Origin of the sequence: Streptomyces sp. CA-249302 (assembly GCF_050936785.1) — a bacterium.
GTDB lineage: Bacteria > Actinomycetota > Actinomycetes > Streptomycetales > Streptomycetaceae > Streptomyces.
This window is the reverse complement of record NZ_JBNJMG010000001.1, coordinates 9,163,625-9,188,902: the sequence shown is the minus strand read 5'-3', so window position 1 is coordinate 9,188,902 and position 25,278 is coordinate 9,163,625. Positions and strand designations below refer to the sequence as shown.

The window sequence follows — 25,278 nt, the reverse complement described above, 5'->3', positions numbered from 1 at the left end:
GTGGAGATCAACGATCTGACGCCGGCCGAGCGGCGAGTGTGGCAGGCGTTTCCGACGGGGGCGGCGGTCGACTTCCGGGAGGCGGACGACGAGGACCTGGCCGAGGGTGCGCAGTGGGGGCCCGAACGGACCGTCCGGGCGGCCGTGTTGCGCTCCCTGCTGCTCAACGGTCCGCAGGAGCCGGGAGAGATCGCCGCTCTGAAGGTGTCCGGGGCGCGGATCACCGGCGTTTTCGACCTGCGGTACGGCTCGACGGAGTTCGCGGTACGGCTGAGCCACTGCCACTTCGACGAGACGCCGATGCTGTACGGCGCCCGGTTCCGCCAGCTCAACCTGAGCAACTCGGTGCTGCCGGGGCTGACGGCGGCCACCGTGCGGGTGGAGGGGGTGCTGCGGCTGACGGATACCCGGATCCTGGGGCCGGTGCGGCTGGGCGGGGCACAGATCTCCGGGGCCCTGTTCATGGAGCGGGCGCACTTCTCGGCGCAGGACGACTCGGAGCCGGTGCTCCAGCTCAACCATGCCGAGATCGGGGACGACCTGTGGGCGCCGAAGCTGCGGACGCACGGCCAGGTGCGGCTCGACGGGGCCGGTGTCACCGGCGCGGTGAACCTGGAGGAGGCCGAGTTCCACAACCCCGGGGCCACCGCCATCAGTGCCCTCAGCTTCGACACGGGCTCCGACCTGCGGATGAGGTTCGTGCGCACCCACGGCCGCGTCGACCTCCGCGGCTCCCGAGTCCCGGCCCGTTTCGACCTGACCCGCGCACAGCTGTCGAACCCCGGAGGCACCGCGCTCCGGATCAGCAGTTGCACGGTCGGTGAGCTCTGGCTGCTGAGGGGCGCCCTCGACGGCATCCTCAACCTGCGCCGCGCCCACCTCGAAGTCCTCTACCTGGACCCCGAGATGCTCCCGGACAAGGTGTTCCTCAGCGACCTCACCTACACGACGCTCACCCCGCACGAACCCGCCGAACGCCGTCTGCACATGCTGGAGCGCGACCCACGCTACGAGCCCCACTCCTACGAGCAGTTGACGGCCGCGTACCGCCGCATCGGCGACGACTACGCCGCCCGCCTGGTCCAACTCGCCAAGCAGCGCCGTCTGCGCTCGACCCGCGCCTGGTACGGGCGCCTGTGGGGGTACGCCCAGGACGCCACCGTCGGCTACGGCTTCCGCCCGCTGCGCGCGGCGGTGTGGCTGCTGTCCCTGCTCGCGATCGGCTCGACCGTGTACGCCCTGCACCACCCGCACGCCCTCAAGCCGTCGGAGGCCCCGCACTTCAACCCGGTCTTCTACACCCTCGACCTGCTCCTCCCGGTGATCTCCTTCGGCCAGGAGGAGGCCTTCGCGCCGGACGGCTGGTACCAGTACCTCTCCTACGGCCTGATCATCACCGGCTGGATCCTGGCCACCACGGTCGTCACCGGCGTGACCAGAACCGTCAGCCGCCAGTGAGGCGCCGGGCCGCGTGCTGGGCGGCCAAGCGGACGGGGGCGTTCTGGGCGCCGTAACCCCGGTAGCCGCCGTCCCGTTGGACGAGTTCGAAGAAGACGCGCCCGACGGTCCGGGTGTAGCAGTGCCGGAACTCCCCGTGCATGTCGCGGTCGTAGAGGATGCCGAGTCCGCGATACGTCTCCAACTCCCCGTCGGCGAACTCGAATCGGGCGGCGAGGTCGTCGTAGTAGTTCGCCGGCATCGGCAGCAGCAGCCCGCCCGCCGCCCGGAACCGACGCGCCGCCGCCACGACATCGTCCGTCGAGAGGGCGATGTGCTGGGCGTGGACCGTGTCGTCGGCCGGTGCCGCGCCGACCGACAGGGCGATGCGGACCTCGCCGTCGGCGCTGGTCACGGCGCGGCTGCGCAGCAGGCCGTAGGGGTCGGCGACGTCCACGCTCTCCTGTGCGGCGAGGCCCAGGACGCTGCGGTGGAAGAGGGTGGCCTCGTCGAAGTGGTGCCAGGGCTGGACCAGGGCGAGGTGGTCGATGCGCCGTACGCCCGCGGCCTCCGGCGTGTGCTCGACGTCCTCGAAGTCGGCGCGCCAGTTGGGCAGTTCGGGCCGGTCGGTGGCGCAGAAGAACAGCTCCGTGCCGTCGGGCGCGGCCACCGCGTCGAGCGGGGCGTCCTCGATCGCGCGGCGGCGCGGCAGCACGGGCGCGAGGAGGGCCTCGGCGCGGCGGGCGGCGCCGGACGGGTCAGGTGACTCGAGGCCGATCGCGGCGAGACCGGTGCCGTCCCGGCGGGCGGCCGGGCCGGTGTTGACGAGCACCCGGGCCTCCCCCGCCTGCCACAGGTCGACCGGCTTGCTGCGGTGGCGTGCGGTGCGCGCGAACCCGAGCGCACCGAGCACCTCGGACACCGGCTCGGCGTCCGGCGTGACCAGCTCGGCGAAGGCGACGCCGGTCGGAACGACGGGGGCGGGCAACTGGGCTACGCCCAGCGCCTCTTGGAGGACCAGGAGCGAGCGGTGGGCGTCCACGGCGGTCGGGCCCGCCTCGGCCTGGCGGAAGACGTCGTTGAAGACCTCGAGGGAGAGCGGACCGTCGTACCCCGCACGCAGCACATGCCCGACGAGCCCGGCGACGTCGAACCCGCCCTGCCCCGGGAAGCACCGGTAGTGCCGGCTCCACTGGAGCACGTCCATCGCGAGCAGCGGGGCGTCCGCGAGCTGGAGGAAGAAGATCTTCTCGCCGGGGATGTCCTCGACGCCCTTGGGGTCGGAGCCGCGGGAGAGGATGTGGAAGCTGTCGAGGCAGGTACCCAGGGCCGGATGCCCGGCGCTCTCGACGATCTGCCAGGCATGGTCGTACGTGCTGACGTGCCGCCCCCAGGCGAGCGCCTCGTAGGCCACCCGGATCCCGAACTCCCGCGCCAGATCGGCGAGTCGGCTCAGCTGGTCCGCGGCGAGGGCGTCGTCGTCGACGGCCAGCGGGTGCACGCTGGAACACACGAGCACGGTGTCCGCCCCGAGCCGCCGCATCACCTCGAACTTGTGCCGGGCCCGCCGCAGATTCCGCCCGAACTCCTCCTCGGGCACGGCCTCGATGTCCCGCATCGGCTGGTAGAGATCGATGCCGAGCCCGAGATCGGCACAGCGCGCGCGGACCTCCTCGGGCGTGAGCGGGCTGGCCAGCAGGTCGTTCTCGAAGATCTCGACGCCGTCGAACCCGGCCCGCGAGGCAGCGGTGAGCTTCTCGGTCAGGGACCCGCTGAGGGACACGGTGGCGATGGACGTACGCATGTCGGTACCTCTTCTTCCGGCGATGTCCGGGACTACTTCTGGACCCCTACGGCACCGGCCAGTTCGGAGATGTCGGTGAGCATCCGGGTCGCGTCGGGTTCCCGCCCGGTGAACAGCCGGAACGCGTCCACCGCCTGGAAGACCGCCATCCCGCCCCCGTCCAGGGTGGCGCAGCCGATCGCGCGGGCGGTGCGCAGCAGCTCCGTCTCAAGGGGGCGGTAGACCACTTCCGCGATCCACAGCCCGGGGTGGAGGAGTTCCGCGGCGAAAGGCAGCCCCGGGTGGGCGGCCATGCCGGTCGGCGTCGCGTGCACCACTCCGTCGGCCTCCGCGAGCAACCGCACCAGTTGGTCCGGGGTCGCCGCGGCGGCCCGCCCCTCCCCGAAGTGCCGGTTCAGCGAAGCCGCCAGATCCGCCGCCCGGTCAGCCAGCGCATCGACGATGGTGACCCGCCCGGCCCCCAGCGTCAGCGTGGCGTGGGCGACCGCCGCCCCCGCCCCACCCGCGCCCAGCTGCACCACCCGCTCCAACGGCACATCCGGCAGCCCCCGCGCGAACGACGCCGCGAACCCGGTCACGTCCGTGTTGTGGCCGATCGCCCGTCCGTCCTCGAAGACCACCGTGTTGACCGCGCCCAGCGCCTCGGCCTGCGGGGCGAGCGCGTCCAGGTGCTCGATGACCAGCTGCTTGCACGGGTGCGTGATGTTCAGCCCGTCGAAGCCGAGGTCCCCCGCGGCCCGCACCAGGTCGCCCACGGCCTCCGGCTCGACGCCGAGCACGTCGATGTCGATCAGCCGGTACAGATAGCGCAGCCCCTGCCGGTCGGCCTCCCGCTGGTGCAGGGCCGGGCTCAGCGACGGGCCGATACCGGAACCGATCAGTCCGACGAGATACGTGTCCTTGGCCACGGCGGCCCTCCTGAGCGGCTCACTAATGTACGAACTAGTACGTTAGTCATAGCAGGCCGATGCGGGACCGGGGAAGCCCCCGCCTGCTTCTAGAATCGCGGGCACGCGGCACAATCCCGCGCCCCTCGGCCCGAAGGAACCCGATGACCAGCGTCGACGAACCGGCACGACCCAACGGCCGCATCCGTGACGCCGTCCGCACCAGGGCCGAGATCCTCGACGTGGCGACCCACGAGTTCGCCCGGGCGGGCTTCGCCGGGGCCCGGGTGGACGAGATCGCCGCCCGCACCCGCACCACGAAGCGGATGATCTACTACTACTTCGGCGGCAAGGAGCAGCTGTTCACGGCCGTCCTGGAGCGGGCGTACGGCGTGATCCGGGAGGCCGAGCAGGAGCTGGACGTCGAGCACCTGGACCCGGTCGCGGCGATCCGGCGGCTCGCCGAGCTCACCTTCGACCACCACGAGCAGCACCCGGACTTCATCCGCCTGGTCAGCATCGAGAACATCCACGAGGCCGAGCACATCACCGCCTCCGAGAAGCTCGGGAAGATGGGCTCGCCGGCACTGGACGTGATCCGCCGGATCCTGGAGTCGGGCCGGGAGTCCGGGCTGTTCACGGCCGAGGTGGACGCCGTCGACCTGCACGCGATGATCAGTTCCTTCTGCTTCTTCCGGGTCGCCAACCGGCACACCTTCGGCGCCCTGTTCGGCCGCGACCTGGTGGACCCGGCCCAGCGCGAGCACTACCGGGCCATGCTCGGCGACATGGTGATCGCCTATCTGACGGCGGAGCGGGCGACCGACTGAGGTCGTACGGCGCCACCCCTTGACACGCGGGAAACCTGAGCGCAACATCCGTAGCCAACCACTACTAACTATCCAGTGGGTTAATTAGCCGGGTAGCACCCGGCGCGGCCGCCCCGTCACCCCAGGGTTCCGGCACCTTCCCCCTCCGCTCACTCCGCCTACGCTGGAGTTCCCCCGAAGGAGCACGCCCGTGTCCGTCCCCGCCGAAGCCGTCGGGCAGCCAAAAAAGGCGGCGACAGCCGCCTGGATCGGCAGCGCCCTGGAGTACTACGACTTCTTCATCTACGGCAGCGCGGCCGCGCTGATCTTCCCGAAGGTCTTCTTCGACGAGTCCGACCCGGCCACCGCGACCCTGCTGTCGCTGGCCACGTTCGGTGTCGCGTACGCGGCCCGGCCGGTCGGCGCGCTCTTCCTGGGGCACTTCGGCGACAAGGTCGGCCGCAAGAAGATCATGGTCTTCACGCTGATCCTGATGGGCCTGTCGACCTTCCTGATCGGCTGTCTGCCGACCCGCGCCCAGGTCGGCGGCCTCGCGCCGGTCCTGCTGGTGCTGTGCCGGATCCTCCAGGGCATCTCCGCGGCCGGTGAGCAGGCCAGCGCGAACTCCATGACGCTCGAACACGCGCCGCCGAACCGGCGCGGCTTCTTCACCAGCTTCACCCTCAGCGGCACCCAGGGCGGCCAGCTCATCGCCACCCTGGTCTTCCTCGCGGTCGCCCAGCTCCCCGACGACCAGCTGATGTCCTGGGGCTGGCGCGTCCCGTTCTGGGCCAGCGTCATCGTGGCGGTCGCCGGCTACGTCATCCGCCGCAAGCTCCAGGAGACCCCGGCCTTCGCCCAGCAGGCGGCGACCGACGGTGTCGTACGGCTGCCGCTGGTGGTGCTGCTCCGCGAGCACTGGGTGGACGTGCTGCGGGTGATCGGGGGCGCGCTGATCGCCTCGGTCTCCACGATCTTCACGGTGTGGGCCCTGGCCTACGCCACCAGCGACTCCGTCGGCATGTCCCGCTCCTCGATGCTGTGGGTGGGCGCGCTGGCCAACCTGGTCGCCCTCGGCGCGATCCCCGCGTGGGCCACGCTGTCGGACCGCATCGGGCGCCGTCCGGTGTACCTGATCGGCGCGGTCGGCAGCGCGATCACGATGTTCCTGTACCTCTGGGCGATCTCCACGGGGAACTACCCGCTGATCCTGATCCTGGGCATCGTCGCCTTCGGTGTCGTCTACAGCGCCGCGAACGGTGTGTGGCCTTCCTTCTACGGCGAGATGTTCTCGACCCGGGTGCGGCTGTCCGGGATGGCGATCGGCACGCAGATCGGCTTCGCCGTGGCCGGTTTCGCGGTCACCTTCGCCGCGCAGATCGCGGGTCCGGGCGGCGACGACTGGTCCTCGGTGGCCCTGTTCACCGCGGCCCTGTGCGTCCCGCCGGTGATCGCCGCGGTGTCGGCGCGCGAGACCCACAGGGTTCCGACGGAGGCGCTGGGTGAGCGTCCGGCGCGGGCGGCGTCGCAGCCGGAGACGGTTACGGCCTGACCATCGCGCCATCGCGCCATCGCACGAGTACCCCGGCTCCGGACGCCGTACAGGCTCCGGGGCCCGGGGTCCTCCCGGTTGTCAGCCGCCCTCAACCGTTGGACCAGCCGCGCTCGCACAACACCAGCCGATACCCGTCCGGGTCCTCGACCGTGACCCCCCACCGGTTCCAGTACGGGTTCGGCGACGGCACCCGCTTCCCCCCGTGCGCCTCCAGCCTCGTGACCAGATCCTCCGGCACGGGCCCGTCGACGTACACGACCAGCAGGTCTTCCGCGGTGGGCCGGGGCTCCACCGGTTGCGCCGGCTCGTGAACCAGCTCCAGATGCCACCCGGCATCAGGCCACCCGACCATCAACAGGTCGTGCTCCCCCGGCTCCGTACCCCCCTCGGTCCGCCACACCACACTCAGCCCGAGCCCCCGCACCCAGAACCGCTCGGCGACCCCGAGGTCGCGTGACGGGCGGGCGATCCGGACGTGGCTGCGGCCGTTGACGGGCATCATGACCCCTTCCTGAGCTGCGTGGTGTCTTTCCGCAGCCTAGGCAGTCCGTGATCGCCGAACCATCGGCCGTCCGCCCTGCACCCGTGGACCTAGGACCCGCGCGCTCCGACCCGGGACATCCGCCTCCGGCCGGATTCAGGGCAGTTATCGTTGCCCGATCACACGTACGGGTGGCGGGCGGCGCGAGAGGCGGGCGAGGGCGTGGCGGGGGCCGGGTGGATACGGGTGCCGGTCGGCGACGACGCGGCGCGGTGGGCCACGCGCGGGCACAGCCGCAAGGTGCTCCTCGTCGTCCACAACGTGACCGCGGCGACCCGGCTGCTGGACGTCCTGCCGCTGTTCCACGACGACTTCAGGGTGCAGCTGCTCGCGACCTGCCCGGGTTCCTCGGCGTTCCGGGCCGGCGTCGCGGAGCTGTTGGCCGACACGGGCATCCCGGTACTCCCGTGGGAGCAGGCGATCGCGACTCCGGTCACGCTTGCCGTCTCCGCGAGCTTCGGCGGTCAACTCCGGGCGCTTTCAGGACAGTTGACCATATTGTCCCACGGAATCGGATACACTAAAAAACTGGCGACACCCGACACCCGACACCCGACACCCGACACCCGACACCCGACACCCGACACCCGACACCCGACACCCGACACCCGACACCCGACACCCGACACCCGACACCCGACACCCGACACCGGGCGGCGGGCGGAAGGCGACAGATCCGGTCTTCGGGTTGTCACCGGAGTGGCTGCTCGACGCGGACGGCAGCCCGATCGCGGACGCCTTGGTCCTCTCCCACCCCGAGCAGTACGAGCGTCTGCGCGTCGCCTGCCCCGAGGCCGCGCCCACGGCCGTACTCGCCGGGGACCCCTGTTGGGACCGCCTGCTGGCGGCCCGGACCTACCGCGAGCGCTACCGCCGGGCCCTGGACGTGAGCCGAGGCAGCCGGCTGATCGTCCTGACCTCCACCTGGAACCCGGAGTCCCTCTTCGGCGACGGCGGCGGCGATGACGTACTCCCCTCCCTCCTCCCCCGTCTGACCTCGGAGTTCCCGGCCGACGAGTACCGTCTCGCGGCCGTCCTGCACCCCAACGTCTGGCACGGTCACGGCCCCGGCCAGATCCGCGCCTGGCTCGACCGCGCCCGCCGCGCCGGCCTGACCCTGATCGACCCGCTGGAGGGCTGGCGCCAGGCCTTGATCGCCGCGGACGCGGTGATCGGCGACCACGGCTCGGTCACGTACTACGCCGCGGCCCTGGGCACGCCGGTCCTGCTGGGCGCGGCTCCCCTGGACGGCCTCGCCCAGGAGGCACCGGTTTACGAATTCGTACGCAGCGCACCCCGTCTGGACCCCGCACACCCCCTGCGCCCACAGGTGGAGTCACTGCTCGCGGGCCATCAACCCGCCGCTGGACCGGCCAAGTTCACCAGCTCTCTGCCCGGCGAATCGGCCACCCGGCTGCGCCGCCTCTTCTACGACGCCCTCGACCTCCCCGAACCCCACGGGCCCGCACTCCTCGAACCGCTCCCGCTCCCGGCATACGTCCCCTCGAACCCGACCGTCCCCCTCCAGGTGCTGACCCGCCTGCCGGGCGCCGGCGAGATCACGGTCGCCCGGTACGCGGGGCCGCACCAGGCGCCGTACGAGGAGGGCGAGACACATCTGGCGGTGCACGAGGACACCCGTGAGACGGACCGACTCGCCCTGGCCGACGTGGTGTTGCGGCACGGGGACGCGGACGACCGGCGGTTCGGGTCGCCCGCCGAGTGGACGGCGGAGGTGCTGGGCAGACACCCGCACTGCGCGCTCGCGGCATACGTCACGGGGCCGGGGGCCTGTGTCGTGCGCACCCGCGCCGGTGCGCTGCTGCGGCTGACCGCCGCGGTCGGGGCCGCCGACGCCGATCCGGCCGTGTACGCGTCCGCGCTGCACGCGTGGGTGGCCTCGGGCAAGTCGCTGGAGGAGTTGGCCGGGCGGGGGATGGTGGTCCGCACGGGCCGGGTCACCCGCACGGTGACAGTCACCCCGGCCTGACCCCTCACTCCGGCGCGGTGCACCGCTCCCGCAACACCCGCAGCAACTCCACCTGGTACTCGGCCTTTTCGCCCTCCAACGCCACCAGCGCCGCGTCGATCAGCGGCGACGCGGCCTCGGGCCGGCCCGCGTCGAGGTGGATCTCGGCGAGATCGGTGAGGGTACGGGCCATGTTGTAGGGCTCGCGGTCCCGGAAGAAGTCCAGCGCGTGCCGGAGCCGCTCCAGCGCTTCCTCTCGGCGGCCCAGGCGGCCGAGGGCGCGGCCCCGATGGCGGTCCAACAGGGCACGGGCGCGCGGGAGATCGGCGGCACCCTCGTCCTCGGGGCCGATGCCGTCGAGGACGCGGTACGCCTCCTCGAAGCAGTCGTACGCCTCCTGGAACCGCCACTGTCGCAGGCGGAGCAGGCCGAGGAACTCGACCGCGGAGGCGTGGCCGCGGACATGTCCGGCCGCCTGTTCGTCCCGCGCGGCGGCGAGGGTCTCGGGCTCGGCCTCGGCCCAGCGACGCAACTCGGTGAGCGTGTGGGCGAGTTGGGCGTGCAGGGCGCCGGCGGTGCGGGTGCCCGGAAAGTGCTCGTCGGCCACGCGGGCGCCGGTGCGCAGGGCGGGCAGCAGGAGTTCGTGCCGGCCGGCCTTGAGCTGGAGCGGCCACAGTGCCTGGCAGAGCAGCACGACGGAGTCCGGGTCGCCGAACTCGTCCGCGGCGGCGATCGCCTCGACGAGGGTCGGCGCCTCGGCGGTCAGCGCGGCGACACCCGCGCCCTTGGACGCGAAGGTGACGGGCGAGTCGGCGGCGGGCACCCGCCAGCTCTCCGGCAGTGCGGCCCGGGCCGCACCGACGGCCAGGTCACGGCAGCCGTCGACGACCCGGGCGACGGCCGCCGAGCAGGCCGCGACACCGTCGACGGCGGCCGCGGTGCGCTCGGCGTGGGCACGGACGGAGGGGCGGTAGCGGTAGCGGCCGGAGCCGGTGCGCTGGAGGAGCAGCGCGTCCGCGAGCTCACCCAGGAGGCGGGCGGCCTCGGTCTCGTCGGCCCCGGTGGCCCACGCGGCCGCGGCTGCGTCGAGGGCGGGCCAGTCACGCAGGCCGGCCAGGCGGTAGAGGCGGGCCGCGTCGGGGGCGAGGTGACGGTAGGAGTCCTCGGTGGCGGCGCGGACGGGGTCGGTCTCGGGCCGGGTGGGGTTCTCCGGAGGCACGGCCGCACCTTCCGGGGCGCCGACGGCGTCCTCCCGAGGCCCGCGCCCCGTCGCGAGGTGGACGGCCGCGGCGCGCAGCGCGTACGGCGAGCCCGCGCAGCGGTCGAGGAGCGTGGGCAGGGTGGGGCGCGCGGCGGCGACCGCGTCCTCTCCCGCCACGCGCTTCAGCATCCGTACCGCGTCCCGCCGCGCGAGCGGGCCGATCGGGATCCGCAGGGCACCGAGCCCGACGAGCGGATGCCGGGCGACCACGATGGTGAACACTTCCGGCGCGGTGATCAGCAGTGGTTCGAGCTGCGCCGCCGAGGTGGCGTGGTCGAGGACGAGGAGCAGACGACGGTCGGCCGCGCAGCGCCGGAAGAGGTCGGCACGGGCATCGGCGGACGCGGGTATCTCCTCCTCCGCCAGGCCGAGTTGGCGCAGCAGATCACCGAGGGCGGCCTCGGGGGTGCGGGCGCGCAGGTCGACGTAGGGCTGGCCGTCGGGGTAGCGGTCGACCTGCCGCCAGCCCCAGTGGCAGGCGAGGGTGGTCGTGCCGATGCCCTCGGGGCCGTGCAGGAGGGCGAACCTGGGACGGCCCTCGAAGGGGCGGGTCGCCTCCTTGTCGAGGAGCTTCACGGCCTGCTCGCGGTCCGTGAAGAAGCGCGGGGCACCGGGCAGGCGGGGGTGCGCGAGCCGTTCGGGCACCCCGGGCACGGGTGCCGAGCGGGCGAACGAGGCCCAGGTGCGGGCGAGTTGCGGATCGGCCCGCACCCGCTCGTGCACCAGACGGGCCACGTCCTCGAGCTGGCCGGGCGTCGTGGGCGCGACCACCTCCCGCCCGGCGACACGCCGGACCGCTCCGCCCGCCGACTCCCAGGCCCACTTGCCGAATTCCCCGGCCATGCCGTTTCCGACCGCGCCGAGGACCGCACTGATCGCGCCCACCGAAAGGAGGTCCAGCATGCCCCTCGATCCCCCGTCCCTGAATCCGCGTCACTCTCAGTGGATCAACCCTAGCCGGATCAGGGGCGGGTGACGGGGCATCACCTGGGGATCCCGTAAGCCCGCTCCACCTTCAGCCGCACCACCAGCCGCCGGTCGCGGACCATCGCGGCGCGGTAGTCGTCCCAGTCGGGGTGCTCACCGAGGACTCCGCGGTAGTAGCGGACGAGCTCCTCGACCGTGTCGTCGTGCGGATCCCTGGCGACCGGCGTGAGTTCCGCGGTGCCCTCGACGACCGTGTAGGCCCGCCGGTCGGGGCTGGACAGGTGGTACGACGCGCGCGGGTCGCGGCGCAGGTTGCGGGTCTTGGCCCGGTCGTCCGTCACCGAGATCAGGAGGATCCGCTCGTCGGGGTCGTAGTGGTGGCTGACGTTCGACAGCTGGGGTCGTCCGTCGCGCTTGAGGGTGACCAGCACGCCGCCGTGGTGGTCGGAGAGCAGCTCCAGCAGTGTGTCCTGAGTCATATCTGGGTCAACCCGCGCGCCGGGCCACCGCATTCCCGGCACGGGTAGACACTGTCTACGGCCACCTGGTAGACAGTGTCTATGGATGAATCGGAGACAGGGCTCCGGACCCGGCTGGTCGACGTCGGCGTGGAGCTGGTCGCCCGCGAGGGCGCGCAGGCCCTCACCCTGCGGGAGATCGCACGCCGGGCCGGCGTCTCGCACGGAGCGCCGCGCCGCTACTTCCCGACCCACCTGGAGCTGCTCTCCGCCATCGCACGGCGCGGCTTCGCCCAGCTCGGCGAGAGGGTGACGGCGGCGGTCGGCGACGATACGGCACCGCCGCGCGAGCAGCTCGCGACGCTGGCGGACGTCTATCTGCGGTTCGCCCTCGACAACCCCGGCATGTATGAGCTGATGTTCCGTCACGACCTGCTGGAGAGCGGACACTTGAGGCTGCGGGACACCAGCCTGCCGCTGTTCGGCCGTCTGGTGGAACTGGTCGGCCGGGTCCGCCCCGACGTCGACGCCCGGCTGGTCGCGGGCGCGCTGTGGGCGAACCTGCACGGCATCGCGCAGCTGTGGGCCTGGGGCAGCCTCCAACTGGCCACCGGCGCCGACGACTTCGTACCGCTGCTGCAGTCGGCCCTCGACGCGCACCTGGGGGCCGGGGCATGACCACGCACCGATCCCTCACCCTCGCGAGCAGCGTGGTCGGCGCGATGATAGTCGCCCTCGACGGCACAGTCCTGACCGTCGTACAACCCACCCTGCAACGGGAGTTGAGCGCCTCCTTCGCGCAGGTCCAGTGGACCGGCACCGGGTATCTCATCGCGGTGGCCGGGTTGTTGGTGTTCTCCGGGCGGCTCGGGGACCGGTACGGGCATCAACGGGTCTTCGGCGTCGGGATGCTGGGCTTCGGGGCGGCCTCGGCGGGGATCGGGGTCGCGCCCGGGATCGGCTGGGTGATCGGACTGCGGGTCGCGCAGGGCGTGTTCGGGGCGCTGCTGCAACCGGCCACGCTCGGCATGCTGCGGGCCGCGTTCCCGCCGGACCGGCTGCGGATGCCGATCGCTCTGCGGATGAGCGCGATCGGGTTGGCGGCCGCGATGGGGCCGGTGCTGGGCGGGGCGCTGGTCTCCGGGCCGGGCTGGCGGGCCGTGTTCTTCCTCAACGTCGTACCGGCGCTGGTGTTCGGCACGCTCGCGCTCACCGTTCGCGGCAACACCGAGCAGGCACCCTCCGCCCAGCCCGGCGCCCGCCTCGGCACGGGCAGCGGCGGCACCGCGCGGCAGCCGTCCGGTCGACCCCACGCCGTCGGCGGCAGTGCCCAGGGGCAGCCCTCCGCCCGACCACACCCGGTCGGCACCGGCGCCGAGGAGCCGAGCCCGACCTCCCACGCGGTCAGCCGCCTGAATGCTCTCAGCGCCATCCTCCTGGCCCTGGCCCTCGCCGGCCTGGTCCACGCCCTGGTCACGCTGCCCGCCGACGGCCTCTCCCCCACTGCCTCGGCCGCCCTGCTCCTGACCCTGATCGCCGGCGTCGCCTTCGTCCGCCACGAGCGCCGTACCGCCAACCCCCTGGTGCCGCCGGACGTCGTCCGCTCCCCCGCCGTCACCCCCGCGCTCGGCATCCTGGTCGCCGCCTCCGCCACGCTCCAGGGCACGCTGTTCGTCGCCACCTTCCTGTTGCAGGACACCCTCGGCTTCGACCCCCTGCACATGGCGCTGCTCGGCCTCCCGCTCGCGGCCCTGGTCGTCGCCGCCGCGCCCGGGTCCGCCGTACTGCTGCGCCGGGCCGGAGCCCGCCGTACGACCGTGGTCGCGATGACCGTCCTGGCGGCCGGCGTGCTCGTGCTGGTCCGGGCCGAGGGCTCGCCCACTCTCTGTGCCGGGTTCGCGCTGCTCGGCGCCGGATACGGGACCGTGATGGTCGCCGCCACCCATGTCGTCGTACGACAGGCGCCCGTGGAGTCGGCCGGGGTGGCGGGCGGGTTGCAGCAGACCGCGATGAACGTCGGGCCGGTGCTGGGGGTGGCCGTGGCCACCACGCTCATGGGGCTGGGGCACGGTCACGCGCTGCCGCTGCTGGTGCTCGCGGGGGTGGCGGGGGCCGGGGCGCTGGTGGGACGGCGGCTGCCGAAACGTTCTGCCCTGGCGATCAATACCGGCCAAGAGGGGGACCCGGCCCGCGTTCCTGCGCGACGATGAGCTCTGAGGCCGGTTCGGTGACGTGTTCACCGGAGCGCAACCTCGACGAGTGCAAGTGGAGGAGAACGAGCGATGGCACAGCTGCGACAAGAGGTGGACCCGGGCGACGCCGGGCTGGACGCGAAGGCACTGGACCGCCTCGACCAGCACTTCGCCCACTACGTCGACGAGGGACGCCTGCCCGGCTATCTGGTGGCCGTGGCGCGCGGCGGACGCGTCGCCCACCTCACCGCGCACGGCCGGCGTGACATCGCCGCCGGTCTGCCCGTCGAGCCGGACACCCTGTGGCGGATCTACTCCATGACCAAGCCGGTCACCACGGTCGCCGCGCTGATACTCGTGGAGGAGGGCCGGCTCTCGCTCGACGACCCGGTCGCCCACCACCTCCCCGCCTTCGCCGACCCGCAGGTCTACGAGAGCGGCTCCGGCGCGGACGTCCGCACCCGTCCGGCCGCCCAACCCCCGCTGATACGACACCTGTTGACCCACACCGCGGGCCTGACCTTCGCCTTCTACCACTCCCACCCCGTCGACGCCCTGTACCGCGCGGCCAACCTTGAGTCGGCCGTGGTGCCGGGCTCGAACCTGGCCGAGACGGTGGAGGTGTACGCGAGCCTGCCGCTCCAGTTCGAGCCGGGCACCCAGTGGAACTACTCGGTGGCCACCAACGTGCTCGGCCGGGTCATCGAGGTCGTCTCCGGGCAGCCGCTCGACGAGTTCGTCGGCGAGCGCGTCCTCGGTCCGCTCGGCATGACCGACGCCGGATTCCGCGTGAGCGACCAACAGGCCGTCAGGCTCTCCGAGTTGTACGGCGAGACGGACACCGGCGGTATCGAGCCGGTCCCCGGGCTGCCGCTGCGCGGCGGACGGCCCCGCTTCCTGTCCGGCAGCGGCGGGCTCGCGGCCTCCGCGCACGACGTGCACCGCTTCATGGAGTTCCTGCGCCGTGGCGGAGAACTCGACGGCGTCCGGCTCCTCGCGCCCGGGACGGTGGACCTGATGACCAGGAACCACCTTCCGGGCGGCGCCGACCTGCGCGCCTTCGGCAGCCGCCCGGCCCAGGACCAGCCGGGCCACGACGGCGTCGGCTTCGGCCTGGGCGTCTCCGTCGTCGTCGACCCGGAGCGCACCCTGGCGCCCTCGGGCCCGGGCGCCTACGGCTGGAGCGGGGCGGCGACGACGACCTTCTGGGTCGACCCCGCCCACGATCTGACCGTGCAGTTCATGACCCAGGTCCGGCCGAAGACCTTCAAGCTCAACCCGGACCTCAAGCGCCTGGTGTACGAGGCGATCACCGACTGACGACACGCCCTAGGGGGCGGCGCGAAGGGTGAACTCCACTCCCTCACCGGCGAGTTCGCCCAGCCACTCCTCCGACCGGGCCGCCGTCTCCGCGGCCCGGTTCAGGCCCGCCGGCAGCGAACCGTCCAGGATGTGCCGGACCCCGAGGGCCAGCGGCCGGGAGACCAGCCGTGCCATCGCGCTCTCCTCCGCGTCACCCACCAGGTCGAGCAGGTAGGAACCCGACCAGTTCCGGCCCTCCTCGGCGCGCACGTCGAGCGACACGGCGAGGACGACACGGTCGCGGTCGGCCTCCGTCGTCGGGTACCGGTCCGCCAACTCCCTTGCCAGGGCGGCGATCCGGGCGTCGTCCCCGGCCCGGAGCTCCTCGAACACCGCGTCCCAGGCCCGCAGCCAGCCCTCCAGCCGCAGCGTGCCGCGCACGAACGACCGCGCCCGCCAGGCGGCCGGCAGCTCGTACTGCTCGACGAAGGGCACGCTGTCCCGGTTCGGGTACACCTCGAAGCTCTCGCCGTCGAGGACGTGCGGCCGGGTGACCTCCCAGGGACGGTCCGCCGTGGTCTCGGCGCCGTCCTCGATGTAACGGGCGGGCGAGCGAAGGGCGCCCAGGACACCGGCGGGCGCCCAGCTGAAGCGGTACCTGAAGTCGTTCGGCACCGCGGGGATGCCGCCGCAGTACGAGGTGAAGGTGTACGAGGCCGCCGTACCGTCCCCGACGGCCTCCCGGGCGCGGGCGACGAGGCTGTGGGCGAAGAGGTGGTCGATGCCCGGGTCGAGCCCGGCCTCGGTGAGGACGACCAGGCCGGCCTTGGCAGCCTCGGGCACCTGTTCGAGGACGGCGTCCGAGACATAGCTGGAGCAGGCGAAGTGGGCGCCGCCGGCGACGCAGGCGGCGAGGAGGCCGGCGTGTTCCGGAGCGGGCAGCATCGATACGACGACGTCGCCGGGGACCAGTTCGGCGGTGAGCGCGGGGAGCGTGTAGGCGCGGGGTTCGGCGCGCCCGGTGAGGCCCAGCCGGCCGAGGGCCTCGGCGGCCCGCTCCTCGGTGCGGTGCCACAGCCGTACCCGCCCGGCGCTCTCGCACAGCCGGGCCAGGCCGCTGCCCGTGGACAGTCCGGCGCCGATCCAGTGGACGGTGCCGCTCGCCGGGACGCGTTCAGACATTGCGGAACTCCCCTTCTGCGATGCCGAGTTCACGGCAGGCCTGGTGGAACCGGTCCAGGCAGCGGCCCCACGGTCCGCCGGTGCCGAACTCCAGCAGCTGGAGGACGAGGGCCGCCGAGAAGTCGGTGCTGGACTCCTGCGGGAGCAGGGAGGGCAGGTTGTCGATGGCGATGAGGTCCAGCGGGGGTTCCTTGCGCAGGCGGCGCGCGGGATCCGTCCAGTCCGTGGTGCGGTCGTAGACCGGCAGGACGTTCAGCGGCGAGCCGACGTCGCAGGTGACGTCGCACAGGGTGCGCAGGCGGCGGGCGGGGTCGTCGAGGTCCGCCTCGCGCAGGAAGGGCGGGACGGGGGTGGTGGCGAGGACCGCGTTCACCATGACGTCGTGCCCGAGCAGCGCGGGCCGGTCCAGGTCGCGGGTCTCGGCGAGATCCCAGCAGGTGGGCTCGACGCCGGCCATCTGGAGGGCGAGGCGCGCGCCGCGGCCGCTGCGGCCCAGGGCGCCGATCACCAGGGCGGTGAACTCCTCGTCCCCGTCGGCCCGTCGGAGGCGTTCGTCCAGTTCCTCCTTCGAGGTGGGCCTGAGCGGCGCGACGAGCCTGCCCCGCTGCTGGAGCACGGCGAGGGCGGCGCCCAGGTAGCCGGCCCAGAACCCGAAGGCGGCGAGACGGCGGCCGTGGTCGTCGACCAGGTACTCCAGGTCGAGGAGGGTGCCGCCGCCCGCCGCGAAGCGACGCAGCAAGGTTTCGGCGCCGGGCTGCCGCTTGTACGCGTGGCCGAAGAAGATGTGCCGGTTCGTCAGTTCGCCCGGCCCGTCCGGGAGTTCCTTCAGGCCCAGGATCACGGCGTCCTGCGGCGCCGACACCCACGAGCCCGCACGCGCGACATCGCAGCCGGCCGCCTCGTACTCCTCGATCGGGAAGATCCGCTGCGGGGACTCCTCCACGGTCAGCGTCACTCCGCTGTCCACGAGCCGCCGGGCGTCGGACGGCACGATCGGGGTGCGGCGTTCGGTCCTGCGGTCCTCGTGGCGCAGCCACAGGTGGAGCTCTGTCATACGAGGTTGGCCTCCGGGCGGTGGGCGTCGGCCGCGAAACGGTCGGCGCTCAAGGGGCTGACGTCCACGAAGGGTACGCGGCCCAGGCACAGGTCGCGGACGACCTCGCCGACGGCGGGTCCCTGGAGGAAACCGTGCCCGGAGAAGCCGGTGGCGTAGAGGAACCGGGAGACCGAAGTGGCCTCGCCGATCAGCGCGTTGTGGTCCGGGGTGACCTCGTACAGGCCCGCCCAGCCACCGGTGCGGCGCAGGTCGAGCAGGGCGGGTGCGCGGCGCTCCATGGCCGCGTACAGGCCGGGGATCCAACGGTCGTGGGTGTCGGTGGCGAAGCCGGGCCGCTCGTCCGGGTCGGACATGCCGAGGAGGAGGCCGGGGCCCTCGGCGTGGAAGTAGAGGCTGGTGGTGAAGTCGATGGTCATGGGGAGGTCGGGACGCAGCCCCTTGACCGGTTCCGTGACGGCGATCTGGCGGCGCAGCGGCACCACCGGCAGCTCCACGCCGGCCATCCTGCCGACCGCCCGCGACCAGGGGCCGGCCGTGCAGATGACCACGCCCGTGGCGATCCGGCCCAGGGTGGTCGAGACGGCGGTGATCGTGCTGCCGTGCAGCTCGATGCCGGTGACCTCGGTGTGCCGCAGGATGCGGACGCCGAGCGCGCGGGCCGCGGAGGCGTAGCCGTGGACCACGGCCTCGGGGGTGCAGTGGCCGTCGTCCGGCGAATAGGCGGCGGCGAGCAGACCGTCGGTGCTGATCAGCGGGGAGAGCTTGCGGGCCTCCTTCGGCGTGATCATGCGGCTGGGCACGCCGAGCGAGTTCTGGAGCCGGACGCTCTCCTCGAAGGAGGCGACCTCCTCGGGCGTGGAGAGGAGGAAGAGGTAGCCGACGCGGTGCAGCCCGATGTCGTACCCGATCTCCTCCTGGAACCGCCCGAAGGCCTCGAGACTGCGGGCCCCCAGATGGACGTTCAGCTCGTCGGAGAACTGCGCCCGCACTCCGCCCGCGGCCTTCGACGTGGACCCGGATGCCAGCTCGTCCCGCTCGACGAGTACGACGTCCCGGACACCGGCGGCGGCGAGGTGGTAGGCGATGCTCGTGCCCATCACCCCACCGCCGATGACTACGGCACTGGCTTGTGTCTGCACGCGGTCAGGATGACAGGTGTGCCACCGCGTCCAGGTGCGGCAGGACATGATCCAGCCGTTCCCGCTTCGTGCGCAGATAGGTGATGTTGCTCTCGCACGGCGGGATCAACAGCGGGACGGTTTCGGCGACTTCGATGCCGTGGTCCACCAACGCCTCGCGCTTGCGCGGGTTGTTGGAGAGCAGGCGTACGGACTTCACGCCCAGGTCGTGCAGCATCCCGGCGGCGACGCCGTAGTCGCGGGCGTCCACCGGCAGGCCGAGCGCGAGGTTGGCCTCCACCGTGTCCAGGCCCTCCGCCTGAAGGGCCATCGCGCGCAGCTTGGCGAGCAGGCCGATACCGCGGCCCTCGTGGCCCCTCAAGTACACGACTATGCCGCTGCCTTCGGCGACCACGGCCTTCAGCGCGGCGGCCAGCTGATCGCCGCACTCGCAGTGCTGGGAGCCGAACGCGTCACCGGTCAGGCACTCGGAATGCAACCGGGTCAGAACGTCGTCGGCGCCTATCTCACCGTAGACCAGGGCCACTTGTTCATCGCCGCGATCATGATCCATGTAACCCACGGCCCGGAATTGCCCGTACACCGTGGGCAGCGGTGCATTCACTATCCGTTCCACGCCCGTGCGCTGCGGGGTCTTCTTGCCGAGTACGCCGATTTTTTCTGTCATGATTCGATTCCTAAGCAGAGACGAAAGGCCGTGAAGAAATGAGTGGTTCGGGCGCGCGTACGGCGGCAGACGGACTGGTGCCGGCGGACACTACGGAAGAGGTACGGACCAGGGCGGCGGGTGTCTCAACACAGGTGGCCGTCCTTCCGGTGGGAAGCTTCGAACAACACGGTCCGTTTCTTCCGCTGGCGACCGACACGCTGGTCGCCTGTGCCGTGGCCCGGGAGATCGCCGCGGCGTACCCGGTGCACCTCCTCCCTCCGGTGACGATCTCCTGTTCGCACGAGCACGCGGCCTGGCCCGGGACCGTCAGCATCTCCTCGGTGACCCTTCACTCGGTGGTATGTGACATTGCACAGTCGCTCCGCCGCTCCGGCGTCGACGCCCTGGTGGTCGTCAACGGGCACGGCGGGAACTACGTACTGGGCAATGTCGTCCAGGAATCCTCCGCCCGTGGCGAGCGCATGGCGCTGTTCCCGGCCGCGGAGGACTGGGAAGCGGCGCGGCAGCGGGCGGGGGTGACCACCTCGCTGCTGACCGACATGCACGCGGGAGAAATCGAGACCTCCATCCTGCTGCACGCTCATCCGGAATTTCTCCGCCCCGGTTATGAGACCTCCGATTTCGTCGCGGACGACCGGCGTCATCTGCTCACCCTCGGTATGTCCGGCTATACCGATTCGGGTGTCATTGGACGTCCTTCGCTGGGTTCCGCGGAAAAGGGGAAGGAACTGCTGGCGAGCTTCGCGGATTCCTTCGGCGCGATTTTCTCGCTGCTGACCTCGGAGGAAGGACGCGCATAGGCGCCGTCGGGTTCCGGGGACGCCCCGGAACCCGCACGCAGGCCCGTGTACCAGCGGGCGACGAGGACGACGGCGCCCGGCAGGGCGGCCACGAAGCTCAGCACGCCGTACACCACGGCGACCGCGACACCGCTGCTCGCGCCGAGGCCGGCCGCGCCGAACGCCCAGGCGGTGACGCCCTCCCGGGGGCCGAACCCGCCGACGTTCAGCGGCAGTCCCATGGCGACCAGTGCGAGGACCGCGAGCGGCAGCAGGACGGCGACGGAGGCGCCGGAGCCGGCGACCCGGGCGGCCAGCACGAACATCCCGAGGTGGCCGGCCAGGATCAGCAGCGAGGAGAGGGTGACGCCGGGCCAGTTCCGACGGGACAGCAGCCCCTCGCGTGCCTCGGCGAGCGTCGAGCGCAGCCGCGTTCCGCGGCGGGACGGCGCCTTGTTCATGCGCAGCGCGGCGACGACGGCGAGCGCTCCCACGGCCGCCAGGCCGACCAGCGGCGCGAAGTGGCGTACCTCGCCGAGCACCGGTGACGGCATCGTCAGCAGCATCGCCGTACCGACGACCGTCAGCGCGATCTGGCCGGCGACCCGTTCGAGCACCACCGAACGCACACCGCGCCCGAGGTCACCGGCGCTCTGCCCGTGCCGGACCGCCCGGTGGACGTCGCCGAGGACACCGCCGGGCAGGGCGGCGTTGAGGAACAGCGCGCGGTAGTAGTCGGCGACGGCCGGTCCGAGCGGCAGGTCGATCTTCAGGCCGCGGGCCACCAGCGCCCAGCGCCAGGCGCTGAGCACGGTGGTGGCGACGCCGACCAGCAGGGCCACCACCAGCGTCGTCGCGTCGATGCTGCGCAGCCCGTCCAGCAGGACACCGGTGCCGAGGCGCCACAGCAGCGCGCCGAGGATGGCGACACCCACGACGGTGCCGAAGTGGGTGCGTACGGCACGGGAGTTGAGCCGGGACAGCACGGCACGCCACCCGGGCGTCCGCGCCCTGACCGACTCCGGCCGGGCAGAGGAGACGATCACGCCGATACGGGCCTTGGAGACGGCGGGCCCGGTGGGCGGGGCGGCGGCGAGCGCATCGGCCCGCGCCAGCAGAGCGGCATCCCGCGCGGCAAGACACGCCAGCCCGCCCTCCCACACCTCGACGGCGACGGTGGCAGCACCTGCGGCTGCCGGCCGATCGGCACCTTCGACCCGAGTCCCGCCACGAACACGCGTCGGCAGGGCAGCTCGCGCCTCGGCACCGCGCGGGGCCGACGAGCCGGTCGGCGTCTCAACACCGGCCTGCGCCTCAGCACCGCCCCCCGTCGGCGGGGCAGCCCGCCGCTCAGCCCCGCGCCGCCCCGGCAGAGCGCCCCGGGTCCCGGCCTCGACGCCCCCCGGCGCCCCGGACACCACATCCACACCCGCTCCGGCCACCACGGCCCCCCGCCGTTCCGCCCGCACCACGAGTGCCCGTACCGTCTCCACGCTCATGACGCCCCGCCCGTCGGCCGGGACAGCGCCAGCAGGTCGCTGTGGTGGACCGTGACGTGCAGCTCGCCGGCCTCGCAGGCCGCCAGGCGCTGCTGCAGATACCGTTCTGCACGCTGCTTCAGCTCGGGCCGCTGTTCGACGGCCGCGCCGACCCAGCCGCGCAGCCACTGGGCCGTGAGGGCGGCCTCGCCGGGGCCGAGCCGCCAGGCGCTCGGGTTGACCCGTACCGTGGCGCCCCGCTCCGAGAAGGCCTCGCAGGCGACGGTGATCGCGTCCGGACCGAGCAGGCCGTCACGCCGCTGGTGGGCGTTGAACGCCTCGGCGATCTCCTGGTCCATCGGGTCGGCCGGGGTGAGTTCGACGCGGCCGGCCACCGAGAGCGTCAGCAGCGCCGGGCAGCCCGCGCCCGTGCAGGCGGCGGCCAGGGTCTCGATCTCGGCGCGGGTGAGGACGTCGAGGAGCGCGGAGGCGGTCACCAGGGAGGCGCCGGCGAGGGCGTCCGGGGTGAGCCGGGCGACGTCGCCGCGCCGGGTCTCCACGGTGACCCGGCTGCCGTCGGCGGCCGAGCGCGGCGAGGCGACGGCAGCGAAGTGCAGCAGGTAGGGGTCGCGGTCGTGCAGGATCCAGTGCTGGGGACCGTCGAGGCGCGGGGCGAGCCAGCGGCCCATGGAGCCGGTGCCGCAGCCGAGGTCGTGGATGACGAGGCCGGCCTTGCCCGGCAGGTTCGCGAGCCGGATCCGCAGCGGGTCGAGCAGTTCGTGCGCCCGGGCGGCCGCGTCGGCGGGCTCGCGCAGCTCCAGCCACTCGGGGGCGTAGCGCGGCGGCTCGTCGGGCCCGGTCTCCCGCAGGCGTACGGTGGCCCGCTCGCCGGGGCGCGCGGCGGGGCCGGCGCCGGGGATCACCGAGCCCGGGGCGGGCGCGCTTTCGTGCTGGACGGCACCGGCCACGGAACCCACCTTCGTCTCCCTCGGCCCCGGCTGGGCCGGGATCTTCCCTGCGGACTTGGTCCTCGTCCTGCTGTTCACGTTCATGCCGCCCTCCTGGGTTCGCTCGGTAGCCGGCCCAGTACTCCGGCAAGGCTGCGGGCCGTCGTCGCCCAGCCGTCCAGGGCGGCCCGCCGGCCCCTGGCGGCGGCCTTCAGCCGACGTCGTACGTCCGCCTCGCCGAACCAGCCGCGCAGTTCGGCGGCGAGCGCGGCGGGGTCCTCCGGCGGTACGAGGATGCCGGGCACGCCACCGTCGGGGGCGCGGCCGACCGCCTCGGGCAGACCCCCGACGTCGGTCGCGAGCACCGGGATGCCGCGCGCGAGGGCCTCGGTGACCGCCATGCCGTACGTCTCCGCGTACGAGGTCAGGACCATCAGGTCGGCGGTGTGGTAGCTGGCGTCGAGCGCCGCGCCGGCCTGCGGGCCCGCCAGCTCGATGCGGTCCTGAAGGCCGAACTCCTTGATCAGCGCCCGCAGATGGCCGACGTACTCCGGGTCCTGGGTGAGCGCGCCGACGCACACGCAGTGCCACGGCAGGTCGACCGCGGCGGCCAGCGCCTGCACCAGCCGGTGCTGTCCCTTGCGCGGGGTCACCGCGGCCACGCACAGCAGCCGGGAGACGCCGTCGGTGCCGGAGGCGAGGGGCGCGATGTCGGCGCCGGGGGCGGCCACATGGACCCGCTCGGGGGCGAGGCCGTGGTGCGAGACCAGGCGTCGTACCGCCCAGTCGCTGGTGGCGATGACGGCGGGCACGGACCGCAGTACGTCCCGCTCCTTGGCGTCCAACTCGGCGGCCAGGGAGGGCTCCAGGCCCGTCTCGTCGCCGAGCGGGAGATGGACGAGGACGGCGAGGTTCAGCCGCTCGGTCTCCGGCACGATGATCTCGGGGACGCCGCAGGCGACCAGTCCGTCCAGCAGGACGACGGACCCGTCCGGCAACTCCCGCAGCGTGCGCGCGAGTTCCGCGCGGGCCGCGGAGTCGGGGCGGGGCCAGCTGCCGTCGACGGCGTGCTTGTGGACCTGCCAGCCGAAGCCCGCCAGGTCCAGACTCACGCGCCGGTCATAGGCGTTGCCGCCGCTCGGCACGGCCGGGTCGTCGACCCCGCCCGGCAGGACGAAGTGCACGGAGCGCAGGGACATGGGGATGATCTCGGCGTTCTTCAGTACGGAACTCTGCACCGGCACATAGTCGAGCGCCGGCTTCGCCGCCTTCTCCAGGGTCACGTCGGTCACAGGGCACGCTCGTAACTCGCCCAGGCGATGTGGGACTCGTGGAGCGTGACGGTGATCCCGGCGATGCCCCTGGCGCCCTCGCCGAGCGCGCCCTTCTCGATGCGCTCGGCGAGCCGGTCGGCGATGACCTTGGCCAGGAACTCCGTTGACGTGTTGATTCCGGCGAACTCGGACTCGTCGTCGAGGTTTCTGTAGTTCAGCTCGCTGACCACGGCGCCGAGTTCCTGGGTGGCCAGTCCGATGTCGACGACGATGTTGTCGTCGTCCAGCTGCTCGCGCCGGAAGGTGGCGTCCACCAGGAACGTGGCTCCATGCAGGCGCTGTGCGGGTCCGAAGACCTCGCCGCGAAAGCTGTGGGCGATCATGATGTGATCGCGGACAGTGACACTGAACAACGGACGACCCTCCAGGTGCGGCGCGTCTGGTCCCCCGGCTGATCCCTGCCGGGGGATGCCGTGTAGTACGGCTCTTCGCTTCCCCGTGTTCAGCCGCCTCTCACTCTTTTCTCAGGTCAGGCGGTCTTGCAAGCCCAGAGGTCGTCCCGGATTGAACGACTCTCAGGCCGTGTCCGCGTAACGGACCCGGTGACAGAGCGCCGGGATCTCCCCGGAGGCCAGGCGCGGCATGACGTCCGGGAGCTCCTCGAAGGCGGACTCTCCGGTGACGAGGGCGTCCAGCGCGGGGGCGGCGAGCAGGTCGAGGGCGAGGGCGAGCCGGTCCGCGTAGCTACGGCTGTCGCGGCGGGCCGGGGAGACGGTGCCGACCTGGCTGGAGCGGACGACGAGCCGGCGGGAGTGGAAGACCTCGCCGAGCGGGAGGGAGACCCGCCGGTCGCCGTACCAGCTCAGCTCCAGGACCGTGCCCTCGGATCTGAGCAGTTCCAGGGACCGGGCGAGGCCCTGTTCGGTGGCGCTCGCGTGCACGACGAGGTCGCGTTCGCCGAGGGCGTCGGCGGGCAGGGCGAAGTCGACGCCGAGGGCCTGGGCGACCTTGGCGCGGGCCGGATCGGCGTCGACCAGTTGCACTCGTACACCGGGAAAGCGGGCCAGCAGGGCGGCCACCGAGCAGCCCACCATGCCTCCCCCGACCACGGCGATGCGGTCGCCGACCAGGGGCGCGGCGTCCCAGAGGGCGTTGACGGCGGTCTCCACCGTCCCCGCGAGGACGGCGCGCTCGGCGGGCACGGTGTCCGGTACGACGGTGACCGCGGCGGCGGGAACGACGTACCGGGTCTGATGCGGATACAGACAGAAAACCGTCCGCCCCACCAGCTCCTCCACCCCCTCCTCCACCACGCCGACACTCAGGTAGCCGTACTTCACGGGGGCGGGGAACTCGCCCTCCTGGAAAGGCGCGCGCATGGCCGCGCGCTGGCTCTCCGGCACGCCCCCGCGAAACACGAGCGTTTCGGTCCCCCGGCTGACTCCGGAGAAGAGCGTGCGCACCAGAACGTCACTCTCCGTGGGTTCCGGCAGGTCTACGTCCCGTATCTCACCTTCACCCGGTTGGCGTAGCCAGAACGCTCGTGCGGAGCGGTTCATCGGCGTCCTCCTGAACGATCGGGAAGTGGTTCACGTACCGAGGTGTGCACA

The 25,278-nt window shown here is 72.5% G+C and carries 22 protein-coding genes and 1 pseudogene; 8 read left to right on the top strand and 15 right to left on the bottom strand.

From position 1 onward, the window contains the following. The gene (locus ACQEWB_RS41340; protein WP_432840581.1) at positions 1-1,458 is read left to right on the top strand and encodes a membrane-associated oxidoreductase; all 1,458 of its coding nucleotides are present in this window, start codon (positions 1-3) and stop codon (positions 1,456-1,458) included. On the opposite strand, the gene ACQEWB_RS41335 is transcribed toward ACQEWB_RS41340, so the two are convergent. After that, positions 1,445-3,241: a bifunctional sugar phosphate isomerase/epimerase/4-hydroxyphenylpyruvate dioxygenase family protein gene (locus tag ACQEWB_RS41335; protein ID WP_432840579.1), complete on the bottom strand. Its 1,797-nt coding sequence runs from the start codon at positions 3,239-3,241 to the stop codon at positions 1,445-1,447. The genes ACQEWB_RS41340 and ACQEWB_RS41335 overlap by 14 nt on opposite strands. Before the next feature lie 32 nt (positions 3,242-3,273). Then, positions 3,274-4,149, bottom strand: a complete 876-nt coding sequence (locus ACQEWB_RS41330) for a shikimate dehydrogenase (RefSeq protein WP_432840577.1) — start codon at positions 4,147-4,149, stop codon at positions 3,274-3,276. 143 nt (positions 4,150-4,292) lie between these two features. Here ACQEWB_RS41330 and ACQEWB_RS41325 point away from each other — a divergent pair, with 143 nt between their 5' ends. Then, the gene (locus ACQEWB_RS41325; RefSeq protein ID WP_432840575.1) at positions 4,293-4,958 is read left to right on the top strand and encodes a TetR family transcriptional regulator; all 666 of its coding nucleotides are present in this window, start codon (positions 4,293-4,295) and stop codon (positions 4,956-4,958) included. 190 nt (positions 4,959-5,148) lie between these two features. Next, entirely contained in the window at positions 5,149-6,489 is a 1,341-nt protein-coding gene (locus tag ACQEWB_RS41320) for an MFS transporter (protein ID WP_432840573.1), read from the top strand. Between the two features lie 91 nt (positions 6,490-6,580). On the opposite strand, the gene ACQEWB_RS41315 is transcribed toward ACQEWB_RS41320, so the two are convergent. Continuing rightward, complete coding sequence (locus ACQEWB_RS41315) at positions 6,581-6,991, bottom strand: VOC family protein (RefSeq protein ID WP_432844269.1); 411 nt, start codon at positions 6,989-6,991, stop codon at positions 6,581-6,583. A gap of 161 nt (positions 6,992-7,152) precedes the next feature. Next, on the bottom strand, positions 7,153-7,470 hold the full coding sequence (locus ACQEWB_RS41310) for a hypothetical protein (protein WP_432840571.1): 318 nt from the start codon (positions 7,468-7,470) through the stop codon (positions 7,153-7,155). A gap of 251 nt (positions 7,471-7,721) precedes the next feature. On the opposite strand from ACQEWB_RS41310, the gene ACQEWB_RS41305 reads away from it, so the two are divergent. Further along, the gene (locus ACQEWB_RS41305; RefSeq protein WP_432840570.1) at positions 7,722-9,023 is read left to right on the top strand and encodes a hypothetical protein; all 1,302 of its coding nucleotides are present in this window, start codon (positions 7,722-7,724) and stop codon (positions 9,021-9,023) included. A 4-nt stretch (positions 9,024-9,027) separates the two neighbouring features. On the opposite strand, the gene ACQEWB_RS41300 is transcribed toward ACQEWB_RS41305, so the two are convergent. Both ACQEWB_RS41300 and ACQEWB_RS41295 read right to left on the bottom strand, forming a co-directional pair. Further along, entirely contained in the window at positions 9,028-11,166 is a 2,139-nt protein-coding gene (locus ACQEWB_RS41300; protein WP_432840568.1) for a tetratricopeptide repeat protein, read from the bottom strand. Between the two features lie 80 nt (positions 11,167-11,246). Beyond that, a complete protein-coding gene (locus ACQEWB_RS41295) occupies positions 11,247-11,669 on the bottom strand; it encodes a PPOX class F420-dependent oxidoreductase (RefSeq protein ID WP_432840566.1) in 423 nt (140 codons plus the stop codon). An 81-nt stretch (positions 11,670-11,750) separates the two neighbouring features. On the opposite strand from ACQEWB_RS41295, the gene ACQEWB_RS41290 reads away from it, so the two are divergent. The 3 genes from ACQEWB_RS41290 (at position 11,751) to ACQEWB_RS41280 (ending at position 15,160) form a co-directional block, all read left to right on the top strand. After that, the gene (locus ACQEWB_RS41290) at positions 11,751-12,326 is read left to right on the top strand and encodes a TetR/AcrR family transcriptional regulator (RefSeq protein ID WP_432840564.1); all 576 of its coding nucleotides are present in this window, start codon (positions 11,751-11,753) and stop codon (positions 12,324-12,326) included. After that, a complete protein-coding gene (locus tag ACQEWB_RS41285; RefSeq protein ID WP_432840562.1) occupies positions 12,323-13,858 on the top strand; it encodes an MFS transporter in 1,536 nt (511 codons plus the stop codon). The genes ACQEWB_RS41290 and ACQEWB_RS41285 overlap by 4 nt, the downstream gene beginning before the upstream one ends. Before the next feature lie 72 nt (positions 13,859-13,930). After that, positions 13,931-15,160, top strand: a complete 1,230-nt coding sequence (locus ACQEWB_RS41280) for a serine hydrolase domain-containing protein (RefSeq protein WP_432840560.1) — start codon at positions 13,931-13,933, stop codon at positions 15,158-15,160. A 9-nt stretch (positions 15,161-15,169) separates the two neighbouring features. Here the strand turns inward: ACQEWB_RS41280 and ACQEWB_RS41275 are convergent, their stop codons facing one another. Genes ACQEWB_RS41275 through ribA form a run of 4 tightly spaced genes read right to left on the bottom strand, consistent with a single transcriptional unit; the run spans position 15,170 to position 19,187 of the window. Continuing rightward, a complete protein-coding gene (locus ACQEWB_RS41275; RefSeq protein ID WP_432840558.1) occupies positions 15,170-16,324 on the bottom strand; it encodes a saccharopine dehydrogenase family protein in 1,155 nt (384 codons plus the stop codon). After that, positions 16,317-17,378 carry a saccharopine dehydrogenase gene (locus tag ACQEWB_RS41270; RefSeq protein ID WP_432840556.1) on the bottom strand — a complete coding sequence of 354 codons (1,062 nt, stop codon included), beginning with the start codon at positions 17,376-17,378 and terminating at the stop codon, positions 16,317-16,319. The genes ACQEWB_RS41275 and ACQEWB_RS41270 overlap by 8 nt, the downstream gene beginning before the upstream one ends. After that, the gene (locus ACQEWB_RS41265) at positions 17,375-18,568 is read right to left on the bottom strand and encodes an NAD(P)/FAD-dependent oxidoreductase (RefSeq protein WP_432840554.1); all 1,194 of its coding nucleotides are present in this window, start codon (positions 18,566-18,568) and stop codon (positions 17,375-17,377) included. The genes ACQEWB_RS41270 and ACQEWB_RS41265 overlap by 4 nt, the downstream gene beginning before the upstream one ends. Then, entirely contained in the window at positions 18,525-19,187 is a 663-nt protein-coding gene (gene ribA / locus ACQEWB_RS41260; protein ID WP_432840552.1) for a GTP cyclohydrolase II, read from the bottom strand. Before ribA ends, ACQEWB_RS41265 begins: the two co-directional genes overlap by 44 nt. Positions 19,188-19,225: 38 nt before the next feature. Here ribA and ACQEWB_RS41255 point away from each other — a divergent pair, with 38 nt between their 5' ends. Continuing rightward, entirely contained in the window at positions 19,226-19,990 is a 765-nt protein-coding gene (locus ACQEWB_RS41255) for a creatininase family protein (RefSeq protein WP_432840550.1), read from the top strand. 134 nt (positions 19,991-20,124) lie between these two features. On the opposite strand, the pseudogene ACQEWB_RS41250 reads toward ACQEWB_RS41255, so the two are convergent. From ACQEWB_RS41250 to ACQEWB_RS41230, 5 genes and pseudogenes are all read right to left on the bottom strand, one after another. Next, a pseudogene (locus ACQEWB_RS41250) lies at positions 20,125-21,468 on the bottom strand (lysylphosphatidylglycerol synthase transmembrane domain-containing protein); the annotation flags it as partial. Further along, complete coding sequence (locus tag ACQEWB_RS41245) at positions 21,465-22,499, bottom strand: trans-aconitate methyltransferase (protein ID WP_432840548.1); 1,035 nt, start codon at positions 22,497-22,499, stop codon at positions 21,465-21,467. The pseudogene ACQEWB_RS41250 and the gene ACQEWB_RS41245, both read right to left, overlap by 4 nt. Beyond that, positions 22,496-23,686, bottom strand: a complete 1,191-nt coding sequence (locus ACQEWB_RS41240) for a glycosyltransferase family 4 protein (RefSeq protein WP_432840546.1) — start codon at positions 23,684-23,686, stop codon at positions 22,496-22,498. Before ACQEWB_RS41240 ends, ACQEWB_RS41245 begins: the two co-directional genes overlap by 4 nt. Further along, positions 23,683-24,081: a 6-pyruvoyl trahydropterin synthase family protein gene (locus ACQEWB_RS41235; protein WP_432840544.1), complete on the bottom strand. Its 399-nt coding sequence runs from the start codon at positions 24,079-24,081 to the stop codon at positions 23,683-23,685. The genes ACQEWB_RS41240 and ACQEWB_RS41235 overlap by 4 nt, the downstream gene beginning before the upstream one ends. A 162-nt stretch (positions 24,082-24,243) precedes the next feature. Next, a complete protein-coding gene (locus ACQEWB_RS41230; protein WP_432840542.1) occupies positions 24,244-25,227 on the bottom strand; it encodes a dehydrogenase in 984 nt (327 codons plus the stop codon). Between the last annotated feature and the right edge of the window lie 51 nt (positions 25,228-25,278).